At 63.1% G+C, this 13,249-nt stretch carries 10 protein-coding genes; 3 read left to right on the forward strand and 7 right to left on the reverse strand.

Going from position 1 to position 13,249, the window contains the following annotated elements; all coding sequences use genetic code 11:
- Nucleotides 1-38: 38 nt before the first annotated feature.
- Nucleotides 39-1,991 carry an oligopeptide:H+ symporter gene (locus tag ASD14_RS09895; RefSeq protein ID WP_162247698.1) on the reverse strand — a complete coding sequence of 651 codons (1,953 nt, stop codon included), beginning with the start codon at nucleotides 1,989-1,991 and terminating at the stop codon, nucleotides 39-41.
- A 128-nt stretch (nucleotides 1,992-2,119) separates the two neighbouring features.
- Here ASD14_RS09895 and ASD14_RS09900 point away from each other — a divergent pair, with 128 nt between their 5' ends.
- Nucleotides 2,120-4,126 carry an oligopeptide transporter, OPT family gene (locus ASD14_RS09900; protein ID WP_056132767.1) on the forward strand — a complete coding sequence of 669 codons (2,007 nt, stop codon included), beginning with the start codon at nucleotides 2,120-2,122 and terminating at the stop codon, nucleotides 4,124-4,126.
- 115 nt (nucleotides 4,127-4,241) lie between these two features.
- Nucleotides 4,242-6,317 (forward strand): S9 family peptidase, encoded by a 2,076-nt coding sequence (locus ASD14_RS09905; RefSeq protein WP_056132770.1) that lies wholly within the window; start codon nucleotides 4,242-4,244, stop codon nucleotides 6,315-6,317.
- Between the two features lie 101 nt (nucleotides 6,318-6,418).
- Here ASD14_RS09905 and ASD14_RS15740 read toward each other — a convergent pair whose 3' ends face one another.
- From ASD14_RS15740 to ASD14_RS09925, 3 genes are all read right to left on the reverse strand, one after another.
- Nucleotides 6,419-7,573 (reverse strand): XVIPCD domain-containing protein, encoded by a 1,155-nt coding sequence (locus tag ASD14_RS15740; protein WP_082538897.1) that lies wholly within the window; start codon nucleotides 7,571-7,573, stop codon nucleotides 6,419-6,421.
- Nucleotides 7,574-7,607: 34 nt separating this feature from the next.
- Nucleotides 7,608-8,354 carry an ankyrin repeat domain-containing protein gene (locus ASD14_RS09920; RefSeq protein WP_056132778.1) on the reverse strand — a complete coding sequence of 249 codons (747 nt, stop codon included), beginning with the start codon at nucleotides 8,352-8,354 and terminating at the stop codon, nucleotides 7,608-7,610.
- A gap of 150 nt (nucleotides 8,355-8,504) precedes the next feature.
- The gene (locus tag ASD14_RS09925) at nucleotides 8,505-9,395 is read right to left on the reverse strand and encodes a hypothetical protein (RefSeq protein ID WP_056132780.1); all 891 of its coding nucleotides are present in this window, start codon (nucleotides 9,393-9,395) and stop codon (nucleotides 8,505-8,507) included.
- Nucleotides 9,396-9,604: 209 nt separating this feature from the next.
- On the opposite strand from ASD14_RS09925, the gene ASD14_RS16335 reads away from it, so the two are divergent.
- The gene (locus ASD14_RS16335; RefSeq protein WP_200947053.1) at nucleotides 9,605-9,778 is read left to right on the forward strand and encodes a hypothetical protein; all 174 of its coding nucleotides are present in this window, start codon (nucleotides 9,605-9,607) and stop codon (nucleotides 9,776-9,778) included.
- A gap of 23 nt (nucleotides 9,779-9,801) precedes the next feature.
- Here the strand turns inward: ASD14_RS16335 and ASD14_RS09930 are convergent, their stop codons facing one another.
- The 3 genes from ASD14_RS09930 to corA form a co-directional block, all read right to left on the reverse strand.
- Nucleotides 9,802-10,017 carry a YbdD/YjiX family protein gene (locus ASD14_RS09930; protein ID WP_056133484.1) on the reverse strand — a complete coding sequence of 72 codons (216 nt, stop codon included), beginning with the start codon at nucleotides 10,015-10,017 and terminating at the stop codon, nucleotides 9,802-9,804.
- A 10-nt stretch (nucleotides 10,018-10,027) separates the two neighbouring features.
- Entirely contained in the window at nucleotides 10,028-12,088 is a 2,061-nt protein-coding gene (locus ASD14_RS09935; RefSeq protein WP_056132785.1) for a carbon starvation CstA family protein, read from the reverse strand.
- A 109-nt stretch (nucleotides 12,089-12,197) separates the two neighbouring features.
- On the reverse strand, nucleotides 12,198-13,190 hold the full coding sequence (gene corA / locus ASD14_RS09940) for a magnesium/cobalt transporter CorA (protein ID WP_235565374.1): 993 nt from the start codon (nucleotides 13,188-13,190) through the stop codon (nucleotides 12,198-12,200).
- Between the last annotated feature and the right edge of the window lie 59 nt (nucleotides 13,191-13,249).

The following is a 13,249-nucleotide window of genomic DNA, read 5'->3' on the forward strand; positions in this document are numbered from 1 at the left end:
GGCGCCGTTTTTTTTTCTGAAGAGGTTTCAAAAGGGCACTACCTGATGCCGTGCATCATCCGTCGCAGCAGCGGTGACACCAGGAATGCAGCGGCGGCACAGCCGATGCCCAGCCACATCAACAGGGTGAACAGATCGGCGTACTTCGCGGCGGCTTCGGCGATGTTCATCGTTTCGCCTTCGGGCACTTCGATCGCGGCAAGTTTTCCAAGCAGGGCCGCCAGCGTTTCGGAGAATGCCGTGGCGAGGAACCAGGTACCCATCATCAGGCTCACCACGCGTGGCACCGAGAGTTGCGTCACGGCTGACAGCCCAACGGGGTAGAGGCACATCTCGCCCAACTCAAGCAGCAGGTAGGCGAGCACCAGCCACCACACGCTGGCCATTTCGCCACTCGCGCCGGCCTGCTGAGCTGCCCATACCAAAGGCAGGAAGCTGAGGCCGGCGAAGAGCAGGCCCATTGCGGACTTCGTCGGTTTGGAAGGATCGAGCCCACGCTTGTCGAGCCACACCCAGATCACGGCGAACATCGGTGCAAGTAGCACGATGAACAGCGCGCCCAGGTAGGTGAGCGAACCGGCGGTCTGCGGCAGCACCAGTGCATCGTGAAGCAGCGCGACCAGCATGGAGGCAACGGAGAACAGGAAGAATGCCTTGGGCGTGGTCGAGGCGGGATTCCGGTCCGAAATGGCCGAAGCGACCATGAAGGAAATCGGCGCCAGCAACAGCGCGATGATCGACCAGGGCCACGGCGTGCCTTCGCGTACGACTAGCGAAGGAATGAGGTCCTTGCCCATCAGGCGATCGTTGAACGTCACCCACGAGCCGTAGGTCTGCTCGTACAGCGTGTAGAACACCAGCGCGGCGAAGATCAGCACCATCATCGCGCCCATGCGCTGCGCCTCGACCTTCGTGCAGCCACGCGTCACGAAACCCGCGTACCAGAAGCCGACGACGAGGAACACGACCGACATCAGTACCAGCGCCAGCGTGGCTTCCCCGACGAAGAAGTCGAGCACGCCGTAGCGCTGAGACAGCCAGATCAACACCAGGCCAACGCCCGTAAAACCGATCAGCGAAGGCGCGTAGTGCATCAGCGGCTGCTTGGTTGCATCGTTGCGACGCCACCCGTGCCACATCGTCCATACGATGCCCGCCAATGCCATCACGACGATGTAGTAAGTCCAGCGGATCGTCGACGGCGATAGTTGGAGCGACGTCACCGCATCCATCAACCACGCGACGGGTAGCAGTCCCAGCAGCGCCAGCGCATAGATGGTCCATTCGCGGCCACGGCCCAAGGGGCGCGGCGGTTCGGCCACGCCACGCAGGTACTTGCGGCCCCACAGGAATTGGACGAGGCCGAGCAGCATGCCGATGCCGGCGGCGCCGAAACCGTACTTCCAGCCGTACTGCTGCCCGAGATAGCCGCACACGATCGAGGCGAACAGCGCACCGAGATTGATGCCGGCCACGAAGAGCGAGAATCCCGAATCGCGGCGCGGATCGTTTTCCTCGTACAGCCGCCCTACGATCGTCGACACGTTCGGCTTCAGGAATCCAACACCCATGATGATCAGCGACAACGACAGGTAGAAGATCTTCAATGCGCCTTCGTCGCGCGTGACCACGCCATTTGCCAACGTGGCCGCATGGCCTTCGAATGCCATGCCGGCGTGACCCGCCACGAGCAGCAAGCCGCCGAAGATCACCGCCTTGCGCATGCCGAGGAAGCGATCCGCAAGTAGCCCGCCGATCACCGGCACGCAGTACACGAGCCCGCCGTAGGCGCCGAGCACATCCAGTCCCGCGCGGTCCCCGAACTTGTGGTGCTGCAGCAGGTACAGCAGGAGCAGCGCCTTCATTCCGTAGAACGAAAAGCGTTCCCACATCTCGGTGAAGAAACAGACGTAGACGCCCTTGGGATGGCCGAGGAAATCGTCCCGCGCAGCGATGGCGCGGGAAGGCGTGGCGGTGGTAATGGCGGACACGGAAGACCCCGGGAGCGGACGCGCGTCCATGCGCAAAACGTGGCGCGAGTATAGCCAGCGTGCCAAGCGCGGCGCCGGAGGCGCGACCGGTCTGCGATACTCCGCCAACCTCGAACAGGGACAGCCATGTGAATACCCGACCGCAACCTGCCGCCGCGCCGCGTACCGAGCTGACGGTCCGTGGCCTCGTCCTCGGCGTCATCATCACCGTCGCCTTTACCGCCGCGAACGTGTTCTTCGGGCTCAAGGCGGGCCTGACCTTCGCGACGTCGATCCCCGCTGCCGTCATCTCGATGGCATTGCTGCGCAGGTTCCGCGATTCGACGATCCAGGAAAACAACATCGTCCAGACCGTCGCCTCCGCGGCGGGCACGCTGTCTTCGATCATCTTTGTCCTGCCAGGCCTGGTGATGATCGGGTGGTGGACCGGCTTCCCGTACTGGATCTCCTTTGCGATCTGCGCGCTGGGCGGCATCCTCGGCGTGATGTATTCGATCCCGCTGCGCCGCGCGCTGGTGACGAATTCCGAACTGCCGTATCCCGAAGGCGTCGCGTGTGCCGAGGTGCTCAAGGTAGGCAGTCCGGACGAAAGCCTTAGCAGTGCCGGAAACGTCGAAGAGAGTCGCGCGGGCCTGATGGCCGTCGTGTGGGGTTCGATCGTCGCGGCAAGCTTCGCGGTGATCGTCGCCACGCGCGTGTTCGCCAGCGACGTCGCCGCCTATTTTCGCGTCGGTGACAAGGGCTCGGTGACGGGCTTCGACTTCAACCTGTCGATGGCGCTGTTCGCCGTCGGCCATCTCGTCGGCCTGTGGGTGGGCGTGGCGATGCTGCTGGGCGCGATCATCGGCTGGGCCTGGGGCGTGCCGCATTACTCGGCGCTCGCCGCCACCGCCGGTGCGGCCGCGGATCTCGCGCAGGCGACCTGGAGCACGAAGGTGCGCTTCGTCGGCGCAGGCACCATCGGCGTTGCTGCGATCTGGACGCTGGGCAAGCTGGTGAAGCCGGTGATCAGTGGCCTGGCTTCCGCGATGGCCGCTTCACGCGTGCGCAAGAGCGGCCAGATGGACACGCTGCCGCGCACCGAACACGACATTCCGATCGGCCTCGTCGGCATCATCATGCTGGCCTGCTTCCTGCCGATCGCGTGGCTGCTGGGCCACCTGAGCGTGCAGAGCGGACTCGGCGACCACATGTGGACGCTGGTCGTCGGTGGCCTGATCTACTGCGTGGTGATGGGCTTCCTCGTGTCGGCCGTATGCGGCTACATGGCGGGCCTGATCGGTTCCTCGAACAGCCCGCTATCGGGTATCGGCATCCTCGTCGTCATCGGTGCGGCGCTGCTGCTCGTGTTCGGCATCAAGCCGCTGATGGCGCCGGGCAACGAGAAGGGACTGGTCGCATTCGCGCTGCTGGTGACATCGGTGGTGTTCACCATCGCCGCGATCGCCAACAACAACCTGCAGGACCTGAAGACCGGCCAGCTCGTCGACGCGACACCGGCCAAGCAGCAATGGGCATTGGTGATCGGCGTGATCGCGGGTGCGGCGATCATTCCGCCGATCCTCGACCTGCTCAATCACGCCTACGGTTTCGCGGGTACGCCGGGAGCGGATCCGTCGAAGGCGCTAGCGGCACCACAGGCCGGCCTGATCTCGGCGCTGGCGCAGGGCGTGATCCAGAACAACATCGACTGGAGCCTCATCCGCATCGGCGGAATGATCGGCATCGTGCTGATCGTGGTCGACGAAGTGCTGCGCCGGACGACGAAGTCGGCGCACCTCTCGCCACTCGCCGTTGGCCTCGGCATCTACCTGCCGACGTCGGCGACGCTGATGGTGGTGGTCGGTGCACTCGCCGGTTCGTTCTACGATCGTCGCGCCGAACGTACGAAGAAGCCCGAGTCCGCCAAACAGCTCGGCGTCCTGCTTGCTTCCGGCATGATCGTCGGCGAGGGCCTGCTCGGCGTACTGATCGCGGCGATCGTGGCGTTCTCCGGGATGGACGCGCCGCTGGCGCTGGTCGGTCCGGAGTTCGCGAACGCAGCCGTATGGATTGGCGGCATCGCGTTCGTCGTCGCGATGGTCGTGCTGTACCGCTGGATCGAAGGCGTGGCGCGCCGCACCGCGGACGCCTGAAACACCTGAGTTTGCAAGATCAGGGCCGCGAACCGCGGTCTTGACCTCCGGCCTTTGCGGACAGCAGGGGCGCCCGCCTACCATCGGGCCCTCGCTGTCCGCCTCCGGAGTCCTGATGAAACTGCGTTTCGCCGTCCTCTCGCTGCTGATCGCCGCGGCCCTGCCGAGCTTCGATGCCGCCGCCGCGCGCGGCTTCGAAGCCCGCGATCTCGCCAAACTCGATCGTGTTTCCGCGCCGACGCTGTCGCCGAACGGCCGCATGCTGGTGTTCGCCAGGCGGGTCGTCGATTTCGATGCCAACAAGTCGTCCACCTCGTTGTGGATCGAAGACCTGTTCGCGCGCGATGCGGCGCCGCCGAAGCGATTGACGCCGGAAGGCTGGAACGTCAACTCGCCGACGTTCTCACACGACGGTTCGACCGTGTACTTCCTCAGTGCGAAGTCGGGTTCGATGCAGCTTTATTCGATCCCCTCGCGCGGTGGCGAGCCGGTGCGGCTGACCGATATCCCGGGTGACGTCGGCAGCTACAAGCTCTCGCCTGATGGCAAGCGCGTGGCGTTCAGCACCGAAGCATTCGTCGATTGCGGCAGCGATCTTGCCTGCAGTCCCAAGCGCATGCAGGAACGCAGCAAGCTGAAGAACAGCGGCGTCGTGTTCGATCGCATGTTCATCCGTCACTGGGACGCGTGGAATGACGGACGCCTCAACCGCGTGTTCGTCACCGAACTTGGCAATGGCAAGACGATGGCGAAGTCGGCCACGCTCGTCGGCGCGGACGTGCTGGGCGACGTGCCGTCCCGGCCGTTCGGCGACCAGAGCGAATACGAATGGTCGCCCGACGGAAAGCAGCTCGTGCTGAGCGCGCGCAAGGCGGACCGCCAGGAGCCGTGGTCGACGAATTTCGATCTGTATCTCGTCAACGCGGACGGCAGCGGCAACGCGAAGAACCTCACCGCATCGAATCCGGCCTGGGACACGACGCCGGTCTTCAGCGCGGACGGCAAGACGCTTTACTACCGCGCGATGAAGCGGCCGGGCTTCGAAGCGGATCGCTTCGGCCTGATGGCGATGGATCTCGCATCTGGCCAGGCACGTGAACTCGCGCCGCGCTGGGATGCATCGGCGAATGGCATCACGCTGTCGGAGGATGGCAAGCGCATCTACACGACGGCGCAGGAACTCGGCCAGGATCCGTTGTTCGCGGTCTCGATCGGCAATGGCGAAGTGAGCAACGTGTCGGGTTCGCAGGGCTCGGTGTCGGCGTTCGCGCTGGCGGGTCCGACGCTGGCCTTTACCCGCGCGACGATCAAGACCGGCGACCAGGTGTTCGTGACCAATCCGGACGGCACCACTCCGCAGCGTGCGATCACGCCGAGCGCGAGCGAGATGCTGCCTGATGTCAGCTTCGGCGATTACGAACAATTCAAGTTCGTAGGCTGGAACAACGAGACCGTGCACGGTTACGTTGTCAAGCCATGGAATTACCAGGAAGGCAGGAAATATCCGGTCGCCTTCCTGATCCACGGCGGCCCGCAGGGCAGCTTCGGCAATGGCTGGAGCTATCGCTGGAATCCGCAGACGTATGCGGGGCAGGGCTATGCGGTGGTGATGATCGATTTCCACGGCTCGACCGGCTATGGCCAGGCGTTCACCGATGCAATCAGCCAGCACTGGGGCGATCGCCCGCTGGAAGACCTGCAGAAAGGCTGGGCTGCGGCGCAGCAGAAGTATTCGTTCCTCGATGGCGACAAGACCTGCGCGCTAGGCGCCAGCTACGGCGGCTTCATGGTCAACTGGATCGCGGGCAACTGGAACCAACCATGGAAGTGTCTGGTGAGCCACGACGGCGTATTCGAGAACCAGGCGATGGGATACGCGACCGAGGAGCTCTGGTTCAGCGAATGGGAAAACGGCGGCACGCCGTTCGAGAATCCCAAGGGCTACCAGAAGTTCAATCCGGCCAATCACGTGGACCAGTTCCACGTACCGATGCTGGTGATCCATGGGCAGCAGGATTTCCGCATCCCGGTGGAGCAGGGCATCGCGTTGTTCAGCGCGTTGCAGCGCAAGGGCGTGGAGTCGAAGTTCCTCTACTTCCCTGACGAAAACCATTGGGTGCTGAAGCCGCAGAATTCGGTGCAGTGGCATGACACCGTCAATGGCTGGCTGAAGCAGCACATCGGGCAATAAGCGTTGGACTGAAACTAAGAAGGGCGGAGCTGCGGCTTCGCCCTTTTTTGTTTTTCAGTAGCTGAAGGGATGCTGGTCGCGACGCCAGTTCTTTCGCCGTGTCATGGCAAGGCAACGGCGTGTCGTTGCCGCTCGGGCTGCATCGGTTGGGCGGGCGCTTCAGCAGGCGATTGCAGTTGCTGCGAGCTGGTTTCGATCGACTGCGCCACAGCCTGTCCTTTGTCGATCCCGACGATGCGATGACCGGCACTTTCCAGCGGCCCTTCGACCGCGAACAGCGTGCCGTTTGCACCCCCGACCACGTGGTCGATGCGGTGTAGCCCACCTTGCTGCGCCTTCACCGCCAGGCTGCCGGCCGCGTTGCGGTATTCGTCCTCGCTGCGGAACCCGAGGGTTTCCCTGTTGATCCCCTTCAGCCCATTGAGCGCTTCATTGAACAGGCGGTGCTGCGGGTGCGCGGGATTCGCGACGGAGCCATGAGCCGCAAGCTGTTGTGCTTCGATCACCGAGTCCATGCCGTGGATCGCGATTCCATGCATCAGAGCGCTTCCTGGAATCAGCGATTTCCAGCCACGCACGGGATGTGGGTCCGGAAGTTCGATCCTGTGACCCAGAGCGTCAGGCATGACGCCGCGGGTAAGCAGATTGTGCTCTTGCAGCGAAGTAACAATTTCGTTTGTCACGCTGTAGTGGCGAATCTGGCCGTTCCCCATCAATTCGCGCCGTACGGCAACCGTGTCGAAACCGAGATGTTCGATGGTGTTTGTATGAAGCCCCGCCGAGTTGAACGTTACTGCGGGTGCAGCAGTTGCCAGAGCGCCTGCAGTAGCCAGCCCGCCACCTAGCGAGTGGCCTGTGAGAACCACGTTGTTACCAAACGCGCGGTGCGTTTTTCTGGCGAGATCGATAGCTTGTTCGTACTGGACGTCGCGCAGCCCCGCTCCTTGCCGAATATTGTGTTTCCAGTCCTCAGCTTCGTCGCTACCGCGGAAGGCGAGTACATAGTGGTTATTGCCATCTGTATAAAGTCTCGCCCGAAAACCGGTATGCGAATTTTCCAGATCTGACAGCCGAATTTTGAAGGCAGCAAGCTGTTCGGCTGCTACTGGTGACCAGTTGTCTATAAGCGAGCCAGATTCTTCGTATGTGTCTGCATTGATTCGTGCCAGAACCGAGTCCATCGGTTGCGGATCGACACCTCGAATGGCATCGGCAAATGCATCGTTAGGGTCTGCGTCGGAAGTTCGTGCGCTCATGTTCTCAATCCTTTGGAACTGGCCTACACGTTGGCTATTGATGTGGATCGTTAACTGGTATTCCGTGCCGCGTTAGCCACTCACGAACGGAAATTCGGTTGCGCCGCGCGGGCTCATTCAAGAGTTCGGGATCAGCCATGAACAGGTAATCCTGGAACGTAGCCGCCTGCGCGTTCGTAGCTCGCGGATTTGCCCCTGATTCAAGCAGGGCACGCGTACGCTCGAAATCATTGACGAGTGCAGCCTTGTGCAGGGGTGTATCGCCGACGTTATCGGCGATGTTGAGATCGGCTCCGGCTGCGAGCAGCGCCTCAATCTGTGCTGTACGTCGAGCAGCGATGGCGATGAAAAGAGGCGTCTGCCCGTCTCGGTTTCGCAAATCTGGCGAAATGCGGCGACCCAGCAGCGCTGTCAGGTATCGCGAGTCCTCTGCCATCGCAGCGGTATGCATGACGGTGTATCCATCCATGCCTTGATGCGCAGGATCAGCTCCGGCTTCAAGCAGTGAAGTCAGACCAGGCAAGCTGCCGTTGAGGACAGCCCATTGCAAAAGGGTGATGCCTTCATCGCCCGTCACTTCGACAGTGCTGGGAGTTGCAAGGCGACTAATTCTGTCTCTATCGCCATCCGCAACTGCTTTTGCGAGTTCAACAACGCGGGTGTCGGGAAACACTTCGTGCACATCAACCTTGTGCTTCAACAGGTCCTCCTTGGCGCATCCGGGGCCGGCGAGACCGGCTAGCAGTACGAGAAAAATCTTGCGCAATGCGATGGGTCGCATGGTGTCGTCCGATGACAGCGTGGCGTGAGGTTAGCCGAGTTCCGTTCCGGTGCTCAAGAGGCAAGTCCATGGGCCTGGAAAGTCTGACTCGTTCTGATAGGAAAACGCCCCGGCTCAGCCGGGGCGTCCTGTACGACGTGATGTTGTTGATCAATAGCCGCTGTAGAACGTCCTGCGACAAGGCGTTGCCGACACGATCAATGCGCCGTTGTTCAACTGGTCCAGCCAGTTCTTCAGCATTTCCTGGTTGGCTCGCTGCGGGTGGCCGGCCGGCGTGGACGGATAGGCGGCGAGCGATGCATCCGCATCGTCGAGCAACTCGCCGATGGTGCAGTTGCAGGGAAGGAAGAATGAGTCCGCGTTTACGTAAGCCGCCTCCACATTGAGTGTCATCGCAGCCAGATGCGAGGACAGCTTGTAGGCCATGTTTACCGCGGTGCTGCCGAGCAGCCAGGTGCGGAAACTGCCGTAATCGGCCGGATCGAACGCATTGCCATTCGCATCGACCAGGTTGAGGCTCGACAACAGGCCCAGTTCGGGTGCATTGCTCGGCGGATCGCCGTCATTCAACTTGGCCAGGCCGTTCTGGTTGCTCCAGAAGCCGGGCGTGCGTCCGCCGCTCCCCTTCTTGCAGTAGTTGCCGAACTTGATGGTGAGGGTCTGGCATGCGATCACGCTGACGTCCTTCGGGTTGACCGGTACGCCTCCGACGCGCGGCGCAGTCTGTACCCAGTTGGTTTCGACCGGCGTGGCTTCGAGCACCGAATAGCCGGCGCCGCCCGCCAAGCCGGTCCAGGTAGCCGTCGAGTTGCGCGTGGAATCGATACCCGGCCCGGTGAGTGTCATCGGCCAGCCGGACAGCCACGGTTCGCCGGTATCGCGAACTCCGTTGGCATTGGCGTCGTAGAACTTCTTGGCCACGATCGAACCCGTGGTCGTCTGCGCGAAGACCGGCGCGGCAAAGAGGCCGGCCGTCAGCAGGGTGAGGACAGACAGCGATACAGCCGCGGCAGGCCGCGGGCGGTGACGTGCGATTTTCATTGGAAGCCTCTCGTTCTGTGAGGCTCCCGCATCCGACGCGCGTCGTACCGCATGAATGGAGCCGTTGCCTACTTACCAGAACGGATGTGTTCGCCGGCTTGATGTTTCCGACTGGGGATTTGGCCGGATGGAGTGCCTCGGCGGCCCGGCTTGACGGAACCCGACAGCAGGCGGAAGCTCGGCCGTGGGCATGCTCGGGGGAGCAATCCATGGCTGACAATCCTGGCGACAACGCGCCTTATCGCGGTCCGGAACGGCGCAAGGAAAACGAGCGCCGGCAGGGACATGATCGACGCGACATGATCCGGTTCGAACCCGACAAGAACGATCGCCGCAGCGGCAAGGACCGGCGCAAACGCACCGGTTGGGACAACGTCCGCTGACAAGGCGGAACGCACGGTCGAGCTCAGCAGCAGCGCGACCGTCCTTTGCCATAACGCGCTTCCATCCGCTCGCGGAAGAATTCGTCGCGCGTCATAGGCGCGTGCTCGGGATGCGCGCGGCGCACGTGGTCCAGGTATACGTCGTAGTCGGGAATGCCGATCGCCAGCCGTGCCGTCTGGGCGCTCGCGCGCCACCAGCGCGCGAGCAGGTCCAGGGTAAAGCGGCCGGCGTTGGTCATCATCGCGGCCTCAGGGCGCCACTGCGTCGACCGCGACATAGTCGCTTTCCTTCGACGTCGGCGCATTGTTGCTGCGTGCGGCCAGCGCGGCCCGGATGCCGAAGAACACCGTGGCCACGACGACCGCAACGAACAGCGCGCACAGGCCCGCGTCGATGTAGTTGTTCAGAATCACGCGCGACATGTCCTCCATCGACTTTGCCGGTGCCAGTACCTCGCCACGCGCTGCGGCGTCGGCGAACTTGCGTGCATTCGCGATGAAGCCGATCTTCGGGTCCTCGTGGAAAAGCTTCTGCCAGCCGGCGACCAGCGTGCACACCAGCAGCCACGCGGTCGGGATCAGTGGAATCCAGAGGAATTTCTCGCGCTTCATCTTCACCATCACCACGCTGCAGAACACCAGCGCGATGCCCGCGAGCATCTGGTTGGCGATGCCGAACAGCGGCCACAGCGTGTTGATGCCGCCGAGCGGATCGACAACGCCCTGGTACAGGAAGTAGCCCCACAGCGCGACCGCGATCGCGGTGCAGGTCAGGTTGGCCGCCCAGCTCTCGGTGCGACGGAACGGTTCGTAGGCCAGACCCACGAGTTCCTGGATCATGAAGCGGGCAACGCGCGTGCCGGCGTCGATCGTGGTCAGGATGAAGAGCGCTTCGAACAGGATCGCGTAGTGGTACCAGAAGGCCATCATGCCTTCGCCCGGTATCAGGCCGTGCAGGATCTGCGCCATGCCCACGGCGAGCGTCGGTGCGCCGCCGGTGCGCGAGAGGATGGTGGTTTCGCCGATCTCCTTCGCGGTTGCGGCGAGCATGTCGGGCGTGACGACGAAGCCCAGGTTGGAAACCGCCGTCGCCGCCGACTCCACCGTGGTGCCGAGCAGCGCGGCGGGTGCATTCATCGAGAAGTACACGCCCGGGTCGAGTACGCAGGCAGCGATCAGCGCCATGATCGCGACGAACGCTTCCATCAGCATGCCGCCGTAACCAACGACCGGGATGTCCGCTTCGCTGGAGATCAGCTTTGGCGTGGTGCCGGAGGAAATCAGCGCATGGAATCCCGACACCGAGCCGCACGCGATCGTGATGAAGAGGAACGGGAACAGACTGCCGGCGAATACGGGCCCGGTGCCATCGATGAACTTCGTGACCGCGGGCATCTTCAGCTCGGGCATCGCGAAGATGATCGCAACCGCCAGCGCGAGGATCGTGCCGATCTTGAGGAACGTGGAGAGATAGTCGCGCGGCGCCAGCAGGAACCACACGGGCAGCACCGCGGCGATGAAGCCGTAACCGATCATCAGCCACGCCAGCATCGTGCCCTTGAGATGGAACATCGGCGCCCAGGCTTCGCTCGTGGCGACCTTGCCGCCGGCCCAGATAGCGAGCAGCAGCAGGACGAAGCCGATGACCGAGACTTCGAGGATACGACCCGGACGGAAGTGGCGCAGGTACAGCCCCATCAGGATCGCGATCGGAATGGTCATTGCGACGGTGAAGGTGCCCCAGGGGCTGTCCGCCAGCGCCTTCACCACGACCAGCGCGAGCACGGCGAGCAGGATCACCATGATCATGAGGATGCCGATCATCGACACCACGCCTGCGGTCGGGCCCATCTCCGCGCGGATCATCTCGCCGAGTGATTTGCCGTCGCGGCGCGTGGAGAAGAACAGCACCAGCATGTCCTGCACCGCACCGGCGAGGACGACACCGAAGAGGATCCATAGAGTGCCGGGCAGGAAGCCCATCTGCGCGGCGAGTACCGGCCCGACCAGCGGTCCTGCACCTGCAATCGCGGCGAAGTGATGACCGAAGACGATGCTCTTCGGAGTCGGCACGAAATCGAGGCCATCGTTGCGGCGCCACGCAGGGGTCGCACGCGAGGGATCGATCACCAGCGCGTTTCGCGCGATGTACAGGCCGTAGAAACGGAATGCGATGGTGAATATCGAGGCCGAAGCGACCACCAGCCAGATCGCGTTGATCGTTTCGCCGCGATGCAGGGCGATCGCGCCAAGACAGAATGCAGCTACGACCGCCAGCGCGGCCCAGCCCAGCCAGGACAATGGTTTCATGGCACCCTCCGAGTGGATCGTCGAAGGGTCTACCCTTGCCATGCCGGGGTCAATGCGCAGTGCGCAATGCCGCCTTCGACTTTGGTCGCATACGTGGAGCCGGTCGCAGTTACAACCACTTGGCGCGCTTGAACATCCCGTAGAGCACCACGCAGATCGCGACCATCACCCCGATCAGGATCCAGTAGCTGTAACGGCCGGCCAGTTCGGGCATGTGGGCGAAGTTCATGCCGTACCAGCTTGCGATCAGTGTCGGTGCGGCCAGCAACGCGGCCCAGGCGCCGAGGCGCTTCACGGTTTCGCCCTGCTGCACAGTTACCAGCGACAGGTTCACCGTCATCGCCGCCGTGAGCATCTCGCGCAGGGTGTCGGTGGTTTCGTTGAGCCGCACGGTATGGTCGTGAACGTCGCGGAAGTAGAGCTGGATTTCTTCATCGATCAGCGTCGAACGCGCACGCGCGAGCTGGCCCAGGATGTCCTGCAGCGGCGACACCGCCATGCGCAGGCGGGTGAGTTCGCGCTTGAGGTCATAGAGCTTGTGTACCGTGTCCCTGCGGAACTCCTCGGAGAAGACGTCCTGCTCGAGTTCGTTCAGTTCATGCGTGAACTCGTCGACGATGGGCAGGTAGTTGTCGACCGCCATGTCCAGCACGGAGTAGAGCGCCGCTCCCGGACCGTGCCGGAGCAGGTCGGGTTCGCGTTCCATGCGCGCGCGCGCCGGCGCGTAGCTGCTGGAAGCGCCATGGCGCACCGTGACGAGGTAGCGTGGCCCGACGAAGATATGCGTCTCGCCGAAACGGATGTGGCTGTCGACTGTCTGGGCGGTATGGATGGCGATGAAGAGCGAATTGCCGTACGCCTCGACCTTGGGCCGCTGGTGCGCGTTATGCGCGTCCTCGACGGCGAGGTCGTGAAGGCCGAATTCTTCCTGCAGCTTGTCGAGGATGCTTTCGTCCGGCTCGTACAGGCCGACCCAGACGAAGCTGCCGTCGTCGACCGCGAGCACGTCGCTGATCGCATCGAGGCTGATGTCGCGGCGTTCGCCGTCGCGGCCGTAGGCCACGCAATTGACGACGCACTGGGGCAGCGTTGGATCCTTCATGCGCGGCATCGTGCCTTCCGCGGCTTCCGGCAGCAAGCCGCCTTGCGGCTGGTGCCTCG

Source organism: Lysobacter sp. Root494, assembly GCF_001427225.1.
Taxonomy (GTDB): Bacteria; Pseudomonadota; Gammaproteobacteria; order Xanthomonadales; family Xanthomonadaceae; genus Agrilutibacter.